The sequence below is a fragment of the Endozoicomonas sp. SCSIO W0465 genome (genome assembly GCF_023716865.1).
Taxonomy (GTDB): domain Bacteria; phylum Pseudomonadota; class Gammaproteobacteria; order Pseudomonadales; family Endozoicomonadaceae; genus Endozoicomonas.
On record NZ_CP092417.1, the window covers coordinates 1,593,281 to 1,613,034 of the forward strand.

Below are 19,754 nucleotides of genomic sequence, written 5' to 3' on the forward strand. Positions count from 1 at the left end.
GGCTGCTTGTTTTTTATGATTCATAAACGCTTGCGCCAGTTACTTAAAACGGCGTTATCAAGACAGTAAAACTGGCGAAATCCCCAAGGATTAACTAGTCTCAGCGAGAATTTTTCTCCCAACAATAGCGATTAACGTCTGGTAAAGAGCGGGTAAAACACTCAGGTAAAACACTGCTGTTAATCAGCTATACACGATGGCAAATACAGTGAGGCAAGAAACAAAACAGATATGAGCTGCCGTTGAGGTTTATGATGAAAGGTGACAAGAATCAGATCATTGAAAAAGTAACCATTATCGGTGGAACTCACGGTAATGAATACATTGGTCCCTACTTCATAGCCAAGGTAGAGAAACTGGGCATTTATCAGAACAATGCCATAGAAGTGGCAACACTTCTTGCCAATCCGGAGGCCTTTTGCCAGGCAAGAAGGTTTATTGATCAGGATCTTAACCGCTCATTTTCTCCCCATATTCTCACCGGGACTCAAAAACCGTACGAGTGTCAGCGGGCACGAGAAATTGCCAGACATTTTTCGCAGAATGAGCCGGATCAACATTTCATTATTGATCTCCATAGTACAACCGCCAATATGGGCATTACCCTGATCGTCAGGAACAATGAGCCGTTAAACCTTCGCACAGCAGCTTATGTTCAGAAAAATATCCCCGAAGCCCGAATTCTTCTCAGCGACAAGGACAATGCTCAAGATCTCCAACACCGGTCGTTAAGCAGCATTTCCCGTTTTGGTATTGTCATTGAGGTTGGCCCCTTACCCAATGCGGTTATTCGTCATGACCTTTTTGAAGCCACAGAGAAAGTAGTAGCACTGGCCGTGAAGTTCCTGACCCTCAGTAAAACCCGCGAGGAACCCAAACTGCCTGGTGAAGTGACGGTATTCAAACCCAGGGAGAAAGCACCTTATCCCAGAGATGCTGAGGGAGAGCTGACAGCAATGGTTCACAGAGATCTTCAGGATCGTGACTATCGCCTGCTGGAAGCCAGCCACCCTGTATTTATGACCTTTCAGGGCGTTGAAATCCAATATGCGGGCGAACGGGGCTACCCGGTATTTATCAATGAGGCAGCTTATTACCTTGAAGATACCGCCTTCATCATCACCGATAAAGTAGCAGTCTCCCTCAAGTACCCCCCCACCTCCGGCTCAACGCAGATTGCTGATCACTTGGCAGCAGACTGGCGACCAACAACAAATCCGCACACATACCTAAATACCAGTGAAAAGACTTCGTAATCCACTAATGGAAACGGAAAAATATTGACGCAAATCAAAACGAAAGCAAACGAGACAACTGATAATGATTCCGATTTAATCCACAAGAAGAATTAAACAATGAATAAACCTCACTCTGGCAAATGTCCTGTTATGCACGGTGCGCTCACAGAGAGCGGCAAGTCAAATGTTGACTGGTGGCCAAAAACCCTGAATCTCGACATTCTGCACCAGCATGATAAAAAAACCGACCCGATGGCTTCGGAATTTGACTATCGGGAAGCGGTGAAAACGCTCGACTTTGCCGGCCTGAAACAGGACCTTAAAGACCTGATGACCAACTCCCAGGAGTGGTGGCCTGCCGACTGGGGACACTACGGTGGCCTGATGGTGCGTATGTCCTGGCACGCCGCCGGTACCTATCGTATTGCCGATGGTCGTGGTGGTGCCGGTACCGGTAACCTGCGCTTTGCACCATTGAACTCCTGGCCCGATAACGCCAACCTGGACAAAGCCCGTCGTCTATTGTGGCCGATCAAGAAAAAGTACGGCAACAAACTGAGCTGGGCTGACCTGCTGGCTTATGCAGGCACTGTCGCTTATGAATCCATGGGACTGAAAACCTTTGGCTTCGCATTCGGTCGGGAAGATATCTGGCACCCGGAAAAAGACACCTATTGGGGCTCTGAAAAAGAGTGGCTGAAGCCAAGCACTGAAGAGGGTAGTCGCTACTCCGGTATGCGCGACCTGGAAAACCCATTGGCCGCAGTAATGATGGGTCTGATTTACGTCAACCCGGAAGGTGTGGATGGCAATCCTGACCCGCTGAAAACCGCCCACGACATGCGCGTTACCTTCGAGCGTATGGCGATGAACGACGAAGAAACCGTAGCCCTCGCCGCTGGCGGCCACACCGTGGGTAAATGTCATGGTAACGGTAAAGCCGAGTTACTGGGCGAAGCGCCGGAAGGTGCGGAACTGGAAGACCAGGGCCTTGGCTGGCTCAACAAAACCAGCCGTGGCATTGGCCGCAATGCGGTGACTTCCGGTATTGAAGGCGCCTGGACCACCAACCCGACCCAGTGGGATAACGGCTATTTCCACCTGCTGTTCAAATACGACTGGGAACTGAAGAAGAGTCCGGCCGGCGCCTGGCAATATGAGCCCATTAACATTGCCGAAGAAGACAAACCTGTGGATGTGGAAGACCCATCCATCCGCTATAACCCCATCATGACCGATGCGGACATGGCGCTGAAGGTAGACCCGGAATATCGCAAGATTTCTGAACACTTCCGTGACGACCACACCTACTTCTCCGAAGTATTTGCCCGTGCCTGGTTCAAGCTGACCCACCGGGATATGGGACCACAAGCCCGCTACATCGGTCCGGATGCACCACAGGAAGCCCTGATCTGGCAAGACCCGGTTCCCACAGGCAAGACCGATTACGATGTAGATGCGGTCAAAGCCAGAATTGCCGCCAGCGGCCTGAGCAACAGTGACATGATCACTACGGCCTGGGACAGCGCCCGTACTTTCCGTGGCTCCGATAAGCGCGGTGGTGCCAACGGTGCCCGTATTCGTCTGGATTTCCAGAAGGATTGGGAAGGCAATGAGCCCCAGCGTCTGGAAAAAGTTCTCTCAGTACTGGAACCGATTGCGGCTGAAACCGGCGCCAGCGTGGCAGACGTGATTGTGCTGGCCGGTAATGTTGGTTTGGAAGCCTCCATCAAGGCCGCAGGTTTTGACGTTAAGGTACCTTTCGCCCCGGGCCGTGGCGATGCGACGCTGGAGCAGACCGATGTCAAATCCTTCGAAGTGCTTGAGCCTCTGCACGATGGCTTCCGCAACTGGCTGAAGCGAGATTACGTCGTCGCAGCGGAAGAGATGCTGCTGGACCGGGCTCAATTAATGGGACTTACCGCCCACGAAATGACGGCTCTGATCGGTGGTATGCGTGTACTGGGCACTAACCATGGTGGCACTAAACACGGCGTCTTCACCGATCGCGAAGGTCAGTTAACCACCGACTTCTTCGTGAACCTGGTGGACATGAACTACGCATGGAAACCGGCCGCTGATGGTCTTTATGAGATCCGGGACCGCAAGACCGATACCGTGAAGTGGACCGCTACCCGTGTTGACCTGGTCTTTGGTTCCAACTCAATTCTGCGCGCCTACGCCGAAGTGTATGCCCAGGACGATAATAAGGAAAAATTCGTGCGTGACTTTGTTGCTGCCTGGACCAAAGTAATGAATGCTGATCGCTTTGACCTGGCTTAATCGAAGCACACGGCCATAACCCAATAAACACGCCGCATTATTGCGGCGTGTTTTTTATGTATTGCCTGAATATTGCCTCTTGTTATCTCCGGGAACACTGCAGAACAACCACATAACAACGACAGAACATCAACAGGCGCTAATTTTCTTTTTTCTGCTGTTCCTGGTCATGATAGAGTTACTGGCCAAATAGATTATGCTCCCCATAACCTTAAAGCGCAGACATATTTCCCGTCTGCAAAGCCCGGGGATACTACAGACCTTGAAGACCTGAAGCATTACTGGTGGACCACGGAGAGATCATGACTTACCCCTTTCGTTCAGTGACCATACTGGCTCTGCTGCTGTTAACCAGCCTGTTGGCGGCCTGTGGCTTCCACCTGAGAGGTGCAATGAGTACTGGTGGTGAGATCAGGCAACTGTCGGTCACGGGTAATGACCCTGTCTATCAGCGCTACCTTTCCCGAGCCATGGAGCGCAGTGGCATTAATATCAGCGACCAGACCGCGCCATGGCAAATCAACATCGTCAACGTCGAACGTGAGGTTGATCAACAAACCGTTGCCAGTGCCGGCTATTTTGAGCAGAGAATTGCCATGAATGTGGTCTACCAGTTGCAGACCTCCTCTGGCCTTCCCCTGTTCTCTCCGGTTCAGTTAAGCCGTGAACGCTACATTACCCAGAATCAGGACGCACCGAATGCGGCCGAATCAGAGCAATCGATTATCCTTGCTGAATTGCAACAGGAACTGATTGCCACCACCCTGCGCCGTATCCACAACCTCTCAGAGGCAGAGCTGTCAGAGGAAGCCCAAAGGGCCAGGGATGCGCTGAAAGTACAGATGGAAAACAGTGAACCGAACCGGAATACCCAACCTTGAAGCTTCGTATTGACCAATTGGGCGCACAGCTGAAGAGACAGCTGGCTCCCGTCTACATTGTCAGTGGTGATGAACCGCTTCAGGTTGCCCAGTGCTGTGATCAGATTCGCCAATATGCCAGGGACAGCGGCTTTTCTGAACGCCATGTTTATCATGTGGAAAACGGCTTTGACTGGGGGGATTTTCTCAGCACGGCCAACAGCCTGTCCCTGTTTGCCCAGAAGCAGATTCTTGAACTGCGGATACCCAATGGCAAGCCCGGAGATTCAGGCAGTAAAGCGCTGCTGGAATACATCAGCCATCCCTCACCCGATAACCTGCTATTGATGGTAACTGAGCGTCTGGATAACACCCTGCAGAAATCAAAATGGTTCAAAGCCCTGGAGCATGCCGGCGTCTTTATCACCATCTGGCCGATCGAATCCGGACAGTTACCCAATTGGCTCAATCAACAGCTGAAAATGGCTGGCTACCAGGCAACCCCGGACGCCCTGAGCCTGATTGCCGAGCGTGTGGAAGGTAACCTTCTGGCGGCATCCCAGGAACTGGAAAAGCTCAAGCTTCTGGCAAAGGACAAAACCATCGATGAAGCTACCGTCCGTGAAGCGGTTTCGGATAATGCCCGATATGATGTGTTTCAACTGCTGGATACGGCCCTTGAAGGAAATATCAAACAGTGTGTGCGCATCCTTGGCATTCTGAAAGGTGAAGGCATCGAGCCTCCGATCATTCTGTGGGCCCTGGCCAGGGAGATCCGCTTGCTCAGCCACCTGAGTCGCCAGCTATCCCGGGGGCTTGCCAGTGATCTGGCCATTGAACAATCCGCTAAAGCACTGGGGTTTGCGCCATTTATGCTCAAGCGCAGAAAGTCATTGCTGGAAAAGGCCATTCGCCGGAGCAGCGAACGGAACCTGCGGCAAATGCTGCTGTATACAGGAAAGATTGATCGCTGTATCAAAGGGTTGGATAAAGGTAACGCCTGGGATGGGCTGCTGACCCTGACTCTGAATCTGGCAGGCTTGTCGCCCATAAACGCCATTACCTGAATCACAAACGCTGCGACTTCCGGGCTCATTTCATCAATAACACGCCCCTGAGTACGGTCGTTGAGCATGATCATGGAACCTAATCTGGTACGCACGGTCAAATATTAAAATAATGTTTAATGGACTATGCACTATGACCAGACCTTTCCTTTTTGAAAAGCCGTTTTTGAACGGCAGATTTTCGCGGGATAACAACATTCCCACCCACCTTATGAATGCTGACATCGAGCAGGCACTCAATACCTTTCGCCAGATGGAGGAGTTCCAATACATTGAGTTTAATCAGGGCAGGCCTACTTATGTGTTTCTGATGGAAGACACATGCCCACATACGCCATACGATCAGGTAACGGTCTCCATTACCGACCGGAGCGATATGAAATATGTCTTCGTGTATAACGATCCCCGACCGGAAGAGCGATGGTGGATTGTTTACCAGCCCGTAAATGATTTAAGGGTACCGATCAGCACTGAGCGGTGTGTAGGCTGGTTTGTTGACGAGTATGTTGCCCTGGAAAAGGCCAGGGATGTGCTCTCCAAACCGGACAGAACCAGCAAAGTGAATTAAAACCCCGTATGCAACGAACAGCAAAGCGTTATACGGGGCGACTCTTACAACAACACCTTACAGATCTGCGAAAAAGAACCTCGCTGATCAACCCCGGATTTTGTGTATGTAAGAAGCTAATCAGCTGACGTCTATTGAAGTCAGCTGTTCTGCTTCGTTAACAGGCTCAGTCGAAAAGACTCAAATCCCGAACGGCACCTTTATCCGCACTGGTTACCATTCGCGCGTAGGCTTTAAGTGCAGTAGAGACCTTTCGTGGCCGAGGTTTAACCGGCTGCCAGGCACCTTTTCCCTTCGCGTCCATTGCTGCCCGTCGCCCGGCAAGTGCTTCTTCGGTCAACTGGACATTAATGCTTCGGTTGGGAATATCAATCCGGACAACATCCCCATTCTCTACCAGTCCAATGGCACCTCCGGATGCAGCCTCAGGAGAAGCATGGCCAATGGACAAACCGGAAGTCCCCCCGGAGAAGCGTCCATCCGTCAGTAACGCGCAGGCCTTGCCCAACCCTCTGGATTTAAGGTAACTGGTGGGATAGAGCATTTCCTGCATACCCGGACCACCTTTTGGCCCTTCGTAGCGAATGATCACCACTTCTCCCGGCTTCACCCGATCTTCCAGAATATCGCTCACCGCATCTTCCTGGCTTTCACAGACATGGGCAGGGCCTTCGAAAACCAGGTTGTCATCATCCACACCGGAGGTTTTGACAACACAGCCATCGACGGCAATATTGCCATAAAGAACAGCCAGCCCCCCCTCGGTACTGAAAGCATGGTCCAGTGAGCGGATGCAGCCATCAGCCCGGTCATCATCCAGCGTTGCCCAGCGATAATCCTGGCTGAATGCCTCTGTAGTACGAATACCGGCAGGACCCGCCTTAAAGAACGTTTTTACGGACTCATCACGGGTTTGCATAATATCCCAATGGGAAAGAGCGTCACTGACCGTGTCACTGTGCACCATGGGAATATCATTATGCAGCAGTCCGGCACGATCCAGCTCGCCAAGAATCCCCATCACACCGCCCGCCCGGTGAACATCTTCCATATGGTATTTCCGGGTGTTCGGGGCCACCTTACACAGCTGGGGAATCCGCCGGGATAATTCATCAATATTGCGCATATCGAACGGGATGCCACCTTCCTGCGCCGCCGCCAGCAGGTGAAGGATGGTATTGGTCGATCCCCCCATGGCGATATCCAGGCTCATGGCATTTTCAAACGCCTTGAAACTGGCGATGGATCTTGGCAGAACACGGTCGTCGTCGTGTTCATAATAACGTCGGGTAATCTCAACAATACGACGAGCCGCCTGCAAAAACAGCGGTTTACGGTCAGCATGAGTCGCCAGCATGGAGCCATTGCCCGGCAGGGAAAGGCCAAGGGCTTCCGTCAGGCAGTTCATGGAGTTGGCAGTAAACATGCCTGAGCAGGAACCACACGTCGGACAGGCTGAACGCTCATATTCTGCAACGGTTTCATCATCCGCATCCGAAGCCGCAATCACCATGGCATCGACCAGGTCAAGTCCGTGCTGAGCCAGCCGGGTTTTTCCCGCTTCCATCGGGCCACCGGACACGAAAACCACCGGGATGTTCAGACGCATGGCCGCCATCAGCATGCCCGGCGTGATTTTGTCACAGTTGGAAATACAGACCAGCGCATCGGCAGTATGGGCATTGACCATATATTCAACCGAGTCAGCAATGATGTCCCGGCTGGGCAACGAATAAAGCATGCCATCATGGCCCATGGCGATACCATCATCCACGGCAATGGTGTTGAACTCTTTGGCAACACCACCATGCTGCTCAATTTCACGGCAAACCAGTTGCCCCATGTCTTTCAGATGAACATGACCAGGCACGAACTGGGTAAATGAGTTGGCAACCGCAATAATGGGCTTGTTGAAATCCCCATCGTTCATTCCCGTTGCCCGCCATAGCGCACGGGCTCCGGCCATATTACGACCATGGGTTGATGTTCTGGAGCGATAAGCTGGCATGAAACAGTCCCTCTACTAACGGTCAATCGCAAGGCTCTCGATCTGATAACAATTGTTCTTGTATCTGTCTGTGTACGGTGACTTACCAGGAGGCTGACCGAGAATAGGCTGCCCTACTGCGGTGGCAGCAAATTGGTCTAAAAATCCACTTTTGTTCGTCAAATAGCGCGCAATTCTCCTCACAAAACCGAATTTTTACCCTCAATTTTCTGCCATCCTCGCTACGGGCGCTATTCTCGGTCAGCCTCCTGGGAAATCATCACAATCCTTTGCTGACGGGGTTTCCATCGCCATCTGATGGCGGTCGGTTAGAATATCAAAATTCAGACGATTTGTCTGACTCCGCTACTTATAGCCAAATCACCTAACTCGTTTTTTGTGAGCTACTCCAACCCGGATATTTCATAAACGTGCTCCCGCTCTTGCTTGTCCTTTACCGACTGGCAAACTTTAAACTGATTGTTTGAAAGCAACCTTACCCTTCTATTGTTGAATTTTCAGTCCACTTGAGGAGCAAGGGATGGGAGAGGAGAAATGGATGTTGATTCAAGCTCACTATTCTTGGCTTTATTTGATTCTTTTATGAAAGCGGCAGCTTGCCTACCAGCGGTTTTTGCTTGTTCCCTATCACCGGTATTCCTTAAAACCTTAAGGTAAGCCTTATGGTAAACCCTATTGTAAGCCTTCCCTATATCAGATTCACGGTAAGCTTTCCGGGAAGCCTTCCGTTTCTCGGACTGTGCATAAGCCTTCTGATAAGCCTTATGGTAAGCCTTCCCTTCATCGGATTCACGGTAAGCCTTTTGGTAAGCCTTTCGTTTCTCGGACTGTTCGTAAACCTTCCGACAAGCCTTCCCTTTATCGGATTCACAATAAGCCTTCCGGGAAGCCTTCCCTCGATCAGATTCACGATAAGCCTTCTGGGAAGCCTTGCCTCGATCAGATTCACGATAAGCCTTCTGGGAAGCCTTGCCTTTATCAGATTCACGATAAGCCTTCTGGCCGGCCTTCCGTTTCTCGGACTGTTCGTAAGCCTTCTGGCAAGCCTTCCCTCTATCGGATTCACGGTAAGCCTTCCGGGTAGCCTTCCCTTTATCAGACTGTGCGTAAGCCCTCTGGGAAGCCTTCCGGGAACCCTTCCCTTTATCAGATTCACGATAAAACTTCTGGGAAGCTTTATCAGGAGAGATAGTCAGAGATTCGCCAGAAACGGAAGCAGAAGCATTAAACTTAAACACATTTCTAGCAGAAGACGTATTTTGTTGAAGCTGTGCACTATCGAGTTGCGGGGTAATAATTGCAATGGGGGCTTCAAGCCTGGAAAATGTATCAATGCAATCTTGATCAGGAATATATCCAAGTTGATGAAGGTTGCAATCATCAACTGATGAGATTTGCAAGGTGGATTGCCCCATACCTGAAAAGCCACTTCCAGCAGAGCCTTTTAACGTTGAATCAATTGGAGAATGATTAGCATTAATAGAGCGTGACTGAGAGCTCGCTTCAACGGCCACACTCCAAACGCGATCGATTCTCAATTCTGATTGGCCGGTTTGAAATAGAATATTTTCGTCGCTTTGTTGATATGCCTTGGTTTTATCTGATAAGTCTAACGGCCCACTTTGCTCAGGTTCTTGATGATAAACAACCCTCACTAGCACTTTTGGAAAGCGGTAATCATTGAATGGATTATGGAAGTTTTCACCATATGGACTCATGGTGTTTAGATGATTGTTTGGTGCAGTTTGCTGAACTTCCAGCCCGAACGCTACGCTATTCCGTTGCGGACAGTCATTCAAAACGGAATCACTGCTGGGCACAACAGGTTCGGGTTCGTATGCTTTCTGGACATCCGAATACGAGGAGTGTCGGTTAAAATATGGATCAGCCATTGAATTATTGAATTATCTAATTACGGCTTGAGACCATACCTTCCTATAATAGTTCCTCCCTTACTCTTTAGTCATGATGGAAAAGTTTTCCTTGCAAAGCGGGGCGGACCCTATATCACCCCGGTTTTTCACTGATAATCCCGGCTTGCAATGACTCAGCTAAAGCCACTCCGAGCGCAGCCAGCTCGGTTCGGGTTTCGGCGCTGCTGATCTGTGCCATGGCATCGGCAGCATCTTTGAAAGCCTGTTTGGCGGTGTCGCCGGTCTCTTTGAGTTTGTCGCTGGTTTCATCCAGTGCTTCTTTTAGCGGTTCTGTTCCTCCTGGATCATCTTCCAGGTGATCTTTCTGTCGTTGCGGACGTTGGCGTTGGCGGTTTTGCTGGAAGTCTCGAAAGACTGATACATGCCAGCCATCGCATCTTTAATGTCCTTCGCATCGACCATCATTTCTTTTTTAAAAGCGGCTGCCTGATCCCGCATCAGGTTGGTGGCACTGGTAAACTTTTCTTCCAGGGTAACCAGACCGGCCACTTCAAAGATTTTCTGCCAGCCGTAAATGATCTCTGCCAATACCGACAGGATGCCCGCTGCAAAACCTTTCACGCTCATGGTAAAAGTATTGAACACCACCTTGATAAAATTGCCGGTGAACTCAAAGGTCGATCGAAGCTGACCGAGAGCGGTGCTTACTGTGTTGAAGGCTTCTGTTACTTGATCCAGTTGCAGCGGTGTCGCTTTGGTGAATTCCTTGATCCACTCGGTGGCTCGCTCGCCTCCCGCCACGCTGCCCATCACTGCGTTCATCTGAATCTGCAGGCGCTCAAACTGGTCACTGGTTTCGAGGACGCCCTGCACGGATTTTTTTAGGGCGTAAAAGCTGAGGCTGGCAGCGACCAAATTTCGAATTCTGTTCCCGAGCCTGGTAAAACTTTTGTTCAGCTGGTTGCCTGCTTTGCCCATCTTCTTCATGTCAGCAGAGGTGTGCTTGCTGACGCTCCCCATCTGCTGCAGGTCTTCACTGGTGTTGTCGCTGGCATTGCCGACTCTGCGGATGCTCTTGGTTATTTTCTGCAGGGCTCCCTTGGCTAAATCCCGAGCCCGGATAACGATATTGAGTACACTGTTATTGCTGGCCATGGTGTGGGTTCCTGTATGGGTACCCGGTCAGCATGGGGAAATTATTTATTGTTTAGCAGGCAGGAAATTTCCGCAAATGGAACTTTTTAAAATAAAAACGGACAAACTTGTGCAATCTAAAGGAGATTTTACCATGAATCCAATACAGAATACTTCTGGGCATATACCTGCATATGAACAGACAAGTTCACTAAATACACAGTCAAGTAATGGCTGTAGGTTAGCAGAAGAACAAGATTTACCCAGCCACATAAAAAGCGACAACAATCAACCAGCCACAAGTAGCCAGCCACAACAAGTTAATATTAGTGACAGATCAGCCAGTATTTCAACAAAGCCAGCCACGTTTGATTACGTATGTCCTTACAGTGATAAAACTTACAAAGTGGTAACTGAGCAATTTAAACACCATGATGGTTCTTCCGGACTCAGATTAAATCAAGAAAATGGAGAAGAATTTATGCAGTGCTCACTACCATTTTCTACAACAGATAGAAGTCGACGTACCTATACTGAGCCTGACTTCGATGAAAACAAACAAATAACTACATTAATGCTAATCAAAAACTATACTGAAAACATAGGATGTTTGGATTTTCTAACAAAGAATAATATTGTTAAAGTCGTTGGTGAAGCTGAGCATGGTTTCGTCGACCTACCTATCGTTCAGTTGATAGCAAATGAAGAATCTAGCAACAGTAGAACATTTGACTCGATTGACTCATCTGCAGCCCGAATTCATGCATTTAGTGGTAGAAATTTTGCTCTTTCACTATCAGGATATGATCAGCTTATTGCTCAAGGAATTAATACTAAGAGAGTGATGCCTGATAGGCAGGTAAAAATTCTTGAGCAATACATTAATAACCCTGAGCTGGGTATACTTGAAAATTCAACATTTAAGCACATTGCTATCTTTTTAGATTCTGGCGATCGAACTCGCCGCCTTCAAATAGCTTGTAGTGACTTCGGTTATAGTTTATCAGAATTAGAGCAGTTCCGCCGTGAAAACAAAAGTGCTTTGGATGTGGCCCGTGAGGTAATATCGAGAACAAGCGATGATTCGCAGTTATCAAGCTCAATATCAGAAGAACAACCTACTGAATGTCGGCTATCTTAAATTTTTGATGAATGAAGATGCCAAAGTGAAGGCATCGTTTATGCGATCAGCCTCTGCAAGATGGGAATGTACTATCCCCCCGCACATATGATATGTGCGGGGGGGTATCAGATATCAATTTACTTATAAAACTACTGCTTAATATCTGTTTCAAGCTATAAAGCTTGCACCACTTTCATAAACTGCGACATGCCAACACCGCCAATGCTGCTGCCTCTCAACACCTCAAATTCCATCCTGATTACCACTGATCGTACGTTATGAGCCAGCAGCTATAATAAACGTCGATAGTCATGTTTTTTTGGAGGTAAAACTGATGTGTAAAAATACCATTCAGTTCCAAAAAGGCATTGGCATCAGGCAATTTGAAGTGGTTTAATGACTTAGGACACCTCGTTAAGCACAATAGTGCAGTTAGTGACGAGGTAGAAAGTGACAAAGCAGCGTAAAAATTATTCTCCGGAATTCAAGCGTAAAGCCATTGCCATGGTAGTGGAGCAGAAGCAGGCTGTAACAGAGGTTGCCAGAAGTCTTGGTATCAATGATGGCAACCTGAGACGCTGGATACGGGAACAGGATGAAAAAAAGGAAATGTCTTTTCCAGGCAAAGGGCAGCAAGCTTTGACGCCTGATCAGCAGCGAATAAAAGAGCTGGAAGCTGAACACCGCCAGTTGAAAATGGAACAGGAAATATTAAAAAAGGCGACGGCCTTCTTCGCGAAAGACCTGTTGTAAGATTTGCATTTATACAACAGGAGAAGGAGGCCTATCCGGTGCAGGTGCTCTGTAAAGTAATGCAGGTTGGGCGCAGTGGCTTTTATCGCTGGCAGAATCAACAGGAACATCAGAAGGACTCTCTGGCCAAGCAGTTCCGCCTGGATTCTGATGCACAACAAATTTTTATCGACTCCGATCGCTCATATGGCAGCCGGAGAATGGCAAAAGCCCTGCAAGGCAAGGGTTACAATATTGGCCGCTATCAAGCAGCAACACTGATGAAGCGCTTGGGACTGGTTGTGAAGTATGCAAAAAAATTCAAGGTGACGACGAATAGCAAGCATAAGCTTCCGGTAGCAGAAAATCTTCTGAACAGGGAGTTTGCTGTCACAGAGGCAAACAGGGTCTATACGACTGATATCACTTATCTATGGACTCGCGAAGGCTGGCTGTATCTGGCAGTGGTTATGGATCTCTATTCCCGGAAGATAGTAGGCTGGTCAATGGACAAGCGCATGACCACAGAGCTGCCGCTGGAAGCCTTGAGAATGGCGTGGTGGAGTCGTAAGCCTGGTTCGGGAGTGCTTCACCACTCAGATCAGGGAAGCCAGTACGCCTCGCTGGACTATCAGGCTCAGCTCAGGGAATACGGCATGATATGCAGTATGAGTCGTAAGGGAAATTGCTGGGATAATGCGGTAACGAAGCGATTTTTTGGCAGTATGAAACGAGAAAGGACTGACCATTATATTTTCGAAACAAGGGCAGATGTTGAGGCGACAGTTGTTGATTATATTTTGTTCTACAACAACCGCAGACTTCACTCTTATCTTGGTTACATGAGCCCTGTGGACTTTGAACAACAAGAACTCAGGAAAGCGGCTTAATCAGGTGTCCATTTTTACTTGACCACTACACAGCGTCAGAAAGCACATACTTTCCTTGAAGGTGATTTCGTTTTTCATCACCCGCTGAAAGCAAGACACTGGATGAATGACTCGGAAGTTCGCAAGTTTGCCTGGCATCCTGCCATCAAGCGATCAGGCCTGCGTTACCGAAACCCTTATCAAACCCGACATACCTATGCCCATATGTTGATCAAGGATAATGAGAATCCTTGGTGGATTGCGAATCAGATGGGACATACCGGGATAGAGATGCTTAACCGTCACTATGGTGGCTGGCTGGAAAAGTCCGCTGAGAAGTATGTTCCCAAATCTCGCTTCAGTGGTGACCAGCCTCTTTCTGCTGCTCAGTAATCCTTCCTTTCTGTTTCACTCACCATGTCTTTGGGTGAAAGTCTCATATTGATGAGTACTAACGTTCAAGATCACCCTTCCCTGATGAAAATGGAATCACATTATCACTGACCATATTTACCTTAGCCCGGTACGTTACCGACAGCAGCATCCAGCCACAGTCGAACCAACCACTTTGAATTAGTGACCTGAGTGTCAGAATGCCTTGCCCCCCGGGACACCGCCAACGCATTCCCGAACACTTCATTCGCTGTGTAACCAGCGTTTTACAGGACGCCTCAATGACCCCTGAGCCTATGGGCAGGTTGCGCGACAGGTGTTCTGCATAATTCATCCGTAACCGGTTTTTTCTGAAGTACTTTAACTCTGTCTTTAATTTCGATCGGCGGGGATGCTTGCTATGCTGGTAAGCCAGTGCCTTGATTATTTTTTCAACCCCACCCGGCTCCTCCTTCAGGATATGTCGGTAGGTGCTGAATTTCTCTTTGGACTTCGCGCTATTTTCACCGTAAGCCAGGTCAAATGCCTTCTTCAGGTGTTCTGCCGCATGGTAATAATCAACAATTTCTTCTCCCTCCGGTAGCTCTTTGGTGAAGTATGTCCAATTGTCCCGGGCTCCATCTGCCACTTTGACCAGAGTCAGATTTGGCTTTTGCTGAAGCACCTTATCCAGAAGGTTTGAAAGGGATTTTTTCAATGTCGCTTTCTTGCTTTCAGGCATTCGTCCCATCCTGATCGTAGAGAGGCGATCTCCCTGGTCATCGTAAAACGACAGTGTTCCACAACTGGCCTCCTGACAACCTGCTGGCCCTCGGGTACGTTTGCCATCAGCAACACTCTTTTCACGTTTCTCCTGACGCTTGCCGTCTTTCATTGGTAGCATCACACCGTCAAGGGAAGCAGCTACCGTCACCGCGTCAGGCGGTACTGTGAGATTCTCCGCGAGAAGGGTCTCGAAAGGGTCAAGGTGCTGCTCCCATTGTTCGTTGAGTTTTTTGGGAAGACGTGCCAGAGAGCTGGTTGAGGGTGACATATTCCCCATTAGATCGAGTAAGCTTTTTACGTCCGCGGGCGGCAACTGGGCAACCATCCATGCTGCTTGCTTCGCAGCCTTTGGTAACCAGTAGCCTTCTACAACGCCAGCCTTGAGCTCTAAAGGGACAATGCACTTATCCCCGGCATTGCGGTAGAGGCTGCGCAATACCCGGACAGGTCCTGCTGCTGACTGGTAGGTTTGATAGCTGCGTAATGCCTGGTGATACACGACCCCATTCACTTCGATAGAAGCTTTATTGATGTCTAATTTTTGCAGTTCTTCTGCCAGTATTTCTCGCTCCGCCTGAATAAAGAGGGAGTGAATCTCGTTTTCATGATCCTCAAAATGCTGGATTGGATTATTGGACTGACGAAGGAGGGTCAGTTTTTGCTGCAGTTGGTCAATAGCAGGACAGGAATCATTGGCGACTTTGGTTAGTGGCTGACATACTTCCATCGGAGCGGCCTCTCACAGTTGACTCTTTGTTTGCTGTTAGAATCATAGCTGTGTTTGGCTGCTCTCCATTCAGGTTGAAAAATTTGGTGTTACGTCTGTTTGCTGTAGCTCAAGGCCTGTGGGTGTGATCAATATGAGACTTTCACCCATGTCTTTTTGGGCTGCCCTGGTTGGGTGGCTGCTCTCTTTTGTGGCTCTTTCTGGCTATATCAAATTGTGGCTCTTTCTGGCTATATCAAATTCTGGTTTTCTGGTCTGTCGCTACCAATCCTGAGGGGTGTTTGAGGGGTGTTTTTTTCACTTTGAGGGGCGTTTGAGGGGTGGTGGGGGGCGTTTAAGGGGCTTTTCTGAGCAGACTGAGGCAGACTCAGGCAGACCAACCCTAAAAAGAAAAAGGGCGTAAACTTTTGAATTTACGCCCTTTAATCTGCCTGGCTCTGCCTGTGTCGGCCTGAGTCAGATTTGGTGGTGGAGGCGGCGGGATTTGAACCCGCGTCCGCCAGCTCTCAGCCTTCGGCTCTACATGCTTAGATCCACCTTTATATTTAACACTGCAGCGACCCAGTGGTCGGGGTTCTGCAATGCGATTCCCACAGGTTTTAGCCCGTCAGCCAGAGACCTGCTGATCGTGGCGAGTCTGCTTACGATGACAGTCTGAAAAACCAGCCAGCAGACGAGCCGGACAGACTGGATAGCTCGTAGGGTTTAGCTACGATTACGCTGCAAGAGCGTAAGAACTATCGTTAGCTGCAGTTTTGGCAACTAATAGGTTTGTAGTGTTTTGATTAACGAGAACCACTACGTCCTCGGCATGCACCTCAGGGTTCGATACCGTCGTCGAATCCGAATCGCCCCCAGATCTTACATTTATAGAGCATAGAGCTCTGCGTCGCAATATCTGGACAATAATCAGTGGCTAAAGCACGCTTTCTATTCACCACAAGACGGATCAATTTGATAATAAAGCCGACCACGTTTTCAGCCAGCCGCACTCTTCTGCCTTGTTTCCGTCCAGATCGATTCGGCCCGGGGTGGATGAGCAAATTCCGTCAAACATCAGGCCAGCAGACAGACTTTCCAGCCGAAGTTTCCATGCACACTCATCAAACATGATGTCTGACAGTGAATTGATGTACCAGCTCTTGATACTATAACTATCTTTGGTGATACCACTCACTATGCAAATTTTTCTTTACGTATCGAAGGGTTACAAATAATCATGTGCCCTCAGGCCTCACTCAACTTTCTGTGAAAGTTGCCGTGAAAGTTGCCGTGAAAGTTGCCGTGAAAGTTGGAAATTTGTTTTTCAGAGCAATGGCGTATTTATGAAGATTTTTCAGGAAGTGTTTGGAGCCTCTCGCTCCGGTGAACCCGTTTATGCCTTCCGGCTCTGTAACCAGCAAGGCATGGAAGTCACCATTCTGACCATGGGGGGAATTATCCAGAGCATTCGTGTTCCGGATAAAGCGGGAAATATGGGCGAGGTTACCCTGGGTTGTGATTCGGTGGCGGATTATGAGCGATCCGGCGCTTATTTCGGTGCCATTATTGGCCGCTATGCCAACCGTATCGCCAAAGGCGAATTTGAACTCAAGGGTAAAGTGTTTCAGCTGGCCTGCAACGATATACCGAATCATCTGCATGGTGGTAAAGCTGGGTTTGACCATCATCTCTGGCGGGCAGAAGCACATACGAAAGATGGCCTCTGTACACTGTCCCTCTACTATGAATCAGAAGATGGTGAAGAGGGTTACCCCGGCAAACTCAATGCTGCGGTTACCTATACCCTGAATAACCAGAACGAACTTGGTATTGAGTATCGGGCAACGACGGATGCCCCCACCGTGGTTAACCTGACCAACCATACCTATTTCAACCTCAACGGCAGTGACGACTGCCTGAGCCACCAGCTGCAGATTCACTGCAGCCAGTTCACGCCGACGGATGAAACGTCCATTCCCTACGGCGAGATTGAGCCGGTTCATAATACCCCCATGGACTTCACGTGCATGAAGCCCATTGGCCAGGATATTGACCAGAACTTTGTGCAGCTGAAGCAGGCCAGAGGATATGATCATAACTGGGTTATCTGGACGGAGAGAAGTAGTGAACGGCCTATGAGACCTGTCGCCCGGGTAGAAGAGCCAGACAGTGGCCGAACCCTGGAAGTGCTTACCACACAGCCGGGGGTCCAGTTCTATACCGGCAACTATCTGGCAGGTGAGCCTGCACGCGGTGGCCGCCAATATGGCATGCGGGCAGGTTTCTGTCTGGAGACCCAGCATTTTCCGGATTCGCCAAACCGTCCTGAGTTTCCAATAACTCAGCTGAATCCTGGTGAAACGTATCAGGAAAAAACGGTGTTCCGGTTTGGTTTGATCTAACTTTGTGCTGAGCAATGGGTCAGGTACTGCAGGCAATCAAAGTCTGCAGCAACTGGCTTTAAAGAATCTCCATTTTTTTCGATATGACGTGTCTGACCTGAACCTTGATGTCATCAATGGATCGTTTATAGCCGGGAAATCTATTTGTCATACTTTCCCATTGGGCACGTTCCATCTTCCCGTTTGAGCCATTTGCCCCAGTTTGTGCTGTATCCGTGTAACGGTTTGCTAAAACCTTAACTCAGTCTTCGTTTAATGAAATTACCTGGCTCTGCTGGCATTAACTAGCCTCCCATCTGAGACAGATTTTGAGTTCCGCCAGTCCAGCCCTGTTCAAGGAAATGACTGTCTTCTTTAAGCCGGAGCGAATCTCGAATTCGAGCCACCAGCACTTCCTGTTGATCATCACTTTGCAGAAGATCTCTCAGATCAATGCCGGACTCAGCAAACAGGCATAGCTGGAGCTGCCCCAGACTGGTCACCCTCAGTCGATTGCAATCGTGACAGAAATCCTTGCTGTAAGGCATAATCAACCCAACAGTACCTTCATAATCACTGTGGCAATATTCCTGGGCAGGCCCGGCATCGGCCAGGCGCATTTTTCTTACCCAACCGCGTTCCAGTAGCAGTTCCTGAATCTTTTTTCCCGGGAAGTGGTGCTTCTGAAAAAAATCCTGGTTGTTCCCGGTTTGCATCAACTCGATAAAGCGAATAGAGATGGGATAGTCCCGGACCCAGCCAAGAAAAGCATCAAGTTCATCATCGTTAATGCCTTTCATTGCCACTGCATTAACCTTGATGGATGGCAGACCATGATCAAAAGCGTTTTGAATACCGGTCAGAATTTCCCGCAGCCGGTTATGACCGGTAATCAGCTCAAAGGCTCGCGGGTCAAGACTGTCGACACTGACGTTGATGGCATCAATACCCGCATCCAGCCAATCCTTGACCCGCTGATCCATTTTGTAGCCATTGGTGGTCATGACCAGCTTCTTTACGCCGGGGATTTGCTTGATGGTTCTGACAATGTCGGAAAAATCCTGACGTAAGGTAGGTTCCCCACCGGTCAGGCGAATTTTTTCCACACCGACCGCAGTAAAAGCGGTGACCAGACGACGTATTTCGTCAATCGTTATGGCTTTACTGTGATGATGGTCAAGGCAGCCGTCAGGCAAACAGTAGTTACAACGGAAGTTGCACAGGTCTGTGACTGACAGCCGCAAGTAAGGGAATTTCCGTCCCTGAAGATCCTGCAGCTCTTGTAAATAAGAATGCATAGAACACCTTTCCAATCGCGGGAGGCCACAGAATTTCTTCTGCAACCCTGGCAGCCAGTGACATGCTCTGACTGCGGCTTCCGGTCCATAGGGTGACACCCATTAGGTACCGAAGTCGGCGCTCGCTTGTTGATTCAATTAATCACAACGTTAACCAGCCTCTCGTGGCTGTTAAAGTGGCTGTTTAAAAAAAATAAAAGTCATATTGCTTATGGGACTATTGAGATCGTTTTATCAACAGTCAAGTGAATCCTACCTGCTTATTTCTCGAAAAACCATGACATCAGACACTATTGTTTGCTTGGATTCATAAGTAAATCTGCTATCCTGATGAACTTTTTGCTTTATGAAAGTCACCGGTGTCCTACCGGCGTTTAGCGGATTGGCGAGCCACTGAACCGGTCAAATGCAGGCCGACCGAGATACTATGGCCTGTTGACGTTACGCTGCAT

The 19,754-nt window shown here is 49.1% G+C and carries 16 protein-coding genes, 1 other RNA gene and 1 riboswitch; of the genes, 10 read left to right on the forward strand and 7 right to left on the reverse strand.

The genetic code is table 11. The annotated features are described in order from the left end of the window. Nucleotides 1–251: 251 nt before the first annotated feature. The 5 genes from MJO57_RS06745 to MJO57_RS06765 all read left to right on the forward strand — a co-directional run bounded on the left by MJO57_RS06745 (nucleotide 252) and on the right by MJO57_RS06765 (nucleotide 6,016). Nucleotides 252–1,256 carry an aspartoacylase gene (locus MJO57_RS06745; RefSeq protein WP_252023934.1) on the forward strand — a complete coding sequence of 335 codons (1,005 nt, stop codon included), beginning with the start codon at nucleotides 252–254 and terminating at the stop codon, nucleotides 1,254–1,256. Nucleotides 1,257–1,355: 99 nt separating this feature from the next. After that, nucleotides 1,356–3,521: a catalase/peroxidase HPI gene (gene katG / locus MJO57_RS06750; RefSeq protein ID WP_252023936.1), complete on the forward strand. Its 2,166-nt coding sequence runs from the start codon at nucleotides 1,356–1,358 to the stop codon at nucleotides 3,519–3,521. A 302-nt stretch (nucleotides 3,522–3,823) separates the two neighbouring features. After that, the gene (locus MJO57_RS06755; protein ID WP_252023938.1) at nucleotides 3,824–4,402 is read left to right on the forward strand and encodes a hypothetical protein; all 579 of its coding nucleotides are present in this window, start codon (nucleotides 3,824–3,826) and stop codon (nucleotides 4,400–4,402) included. Beyond that, nucleotides 4,399–5,448, forward strand: a complete 1,050-nt coding sequence (gene holA, locus MJO57_RS06760; RefSeq protein ID WP_252023940.1) for a DNA polymerase III subunit delta — start codon at nucleotides 4,399–4,401, stop codon at nucleotides 5,446–5,448. The genes MJO57_RS06755 and holA overlap by 4 nt, the downstream gene beginning before the upstream one ends. Before the next feature lie 211 nt (nucleotides 5,449–5,659). Next, nucleotides 5,660–6,016 carry a hypothetical protein gene (locus tag MJO57_RS06765; protein WP_252023942.1) on the forward strand — a complete coding sequence of 119 codons (357 nt, stop codon included), beginning with the start codon at nucleotides 5,660–5,662 and terminating at the stop codon, nucleotides 6,014–6,016. 166 nt (nucleotides 6,017–6,182) lie between these two features. Here the strand turns inward: MJO57_RS06765 and ilvD are convergent, their stop codons facing one another. The 3 genes from ilvD to MJO57_RS06780 all read right to left on the reverse strand — a co-directional run bounded on the left by ilvD (nucleotide 6,183) and on the right by MJO57_RS06780 (nucleotide 11,053). After that, nucleotides 6,183–8,024, reverse strand: a complete 1,842-nt coding sequence (ilvD, locus tag MJO57_RS06770) for a dihydroxy-acid dehydratase (protein WP_252023944.1) — start codon at nucleotides 8,022–8,024, stop codon at nucleotides 6,183–6,185. Between the two features lie 497 nt (nucleotides 8,025–8,521). Continuing rightward, nucleotides 8,522–9,742, reverse strand: coding sequence for a hypothetical protein (locus tag MJO57_RS06775; protein WP_252023946.1), 1,221 nt, complete (start codon nucleotides 9,740–9,742; stop codon nucleotides 8,522–8,524). Between the two features lie 477 nt (nucleotides 9,743–10,219). Beyond that, the gene (locus MJO57_RS06780; RefSeq protein ID WP_252023948.1) at nucleotides 10,220–11,053 is read right to left on the reverse strand and encodes a hypothetical protein; all 834 of its coding nucleotides are present in this window, start codon (nucleotides 11,051–11,053) and stop codon (nucleotides 10,220–10,222) included. Between MJO57_RS06780 and MJO57_RS06785 the strand changes: the two genes are divergently transcribed. The 4 genes from MJO57_RS06785 (at nucleotide 11,043) to MJO57_RS06800 (ending at nucleotide 14,149) form a co-directional block, all read left to right on the forward strand. After that, nucleotides 11,043–12,173 carry a hypothetical protein gene (locus tag MJO57_RS06785; RefSeq protein WP_252023950.1) on the forward strand — a complete coding sequence of 377 codons (1,131 nt, stop codon included), beginning with the start codon at nucleotides 11,043–11,045 and terminating at the stop codon, nucleotides 12,171–12,173. The two genes, MJO57_RS06780 and MJO57_RS06785, sit on opposite strands and share 11 nt — an antisense overlap. 432 nt (nucleotides 12,174–12,605) lie before the next feature. Further along, nucleotides 12,606–12,908, forward strand: coding sequence for a transposase (locus MJO57_RS06790; protein ID WP_252023952.1), 303 nt, complete (start codon nucleotides 12,606–12,608; stop codon nucleotides 12,906–12,908). 11 nt (nucleotides 12,909–12,919) lie between these two features. Next, nucleotides 12,920–13,777: an IS3 family transposase gene (locus MJO57_RS06795; RefSeq protein ID WP_252026969.1), complete on the forward strand. Its 858-nt coding sequence runs from the start codon at nucleotides 12,920–12,922 to the stop codon at nucleotides 13,775–13,777. Between the two features lie 102 nt (nucleotides 13,778–13,879). After that, entirely contained in the window at nucleotides 13,880–14,149 is a 270-nt protein-coding gene (locus MJO57_RS06800; protein ID WP_252023954.1) for a hypothetical protein, read from the forward strand. 58 nt (nucleotides 14,150–14,207) lie between these two features. Here the strand turns inward: MJO57_RS06800 and MJO57_RS06805 are convergent, their stop codons facing one another. From MJO57_RS06805 to MJO57_RS06815, 3 genes are all read right to left on the reverse strand, one after another. Beyond that, complete coding sequence (locus tag MJO57_RS06805; RefSeq protein WP_252019822.1) at nucleotides 14,208–15,641, reverse strand: hypothetical protein; 1,434 nt, start codon at nucleotides 15,639–15,641, stop codon at nucleotides 14,208–14,210. Between the two features lie 466 nt (nucleotides 15,642–16,107). Beyond that, nucleotides 16,108–16,497, reverse strand: a transfer-messenger RNA (tmRNA) gene (ssrA, locus tag MJO57_RS06810). Nucleotides 16,498–16,590: 93 nt separating this feature from the next. Beyond that, nucleotides 16,591–16,818, reverse strand: a complete 228-nt coding sequence (locus tag MJO57_RS06815; RefSeq protein ID WP_252023956.1) for a hypothetical protein — start codon at nucleotides 16,816–16,818, stop codon at nucleotides 16,591–16,593. Nucleotides 16,819–16,966: 148 nt separating this feature from the next. Between MJO57_RS06815 and MJO57_RS06820 the strand changes: the two genes are divergently transcribed. Further along, nucleotides 16,967–18,025 (forward strand): aldose epimerase family protein, encoded by a 1,059-nt coding sequence (locus MJO57_RS06820; RefSeq protein WP_252023958.1) that lies wholly within the window; start codon nucleotides 16,967–16,969, stop codon nucleotides 18,023–18,025. Between the two features lie 284 nt (nucleotides 18,026–18,309). Here MJO57_RS06820 and moaA read toward each other — a convergent pair whose 3' ends face one another. Further along, entirely contained in the window at nucleotides 18,310–19,302 is a 993-nt protein-coding gene (gene moaA / locus MJO57_RS06825; RefSeq protein ID WP_252023960.1) for a GTP 3',8-cyclase MoaA, read from the reverse strand. Beyond that, nucleotides 19,291–19,435: riboswitch (molybdenum cofactor riboswitch) on the reverse strand. It overlaps the preceding gene by 12 nt. Nucleotides 19,436–19,754 lie beyond the last annotated feature (319 nt).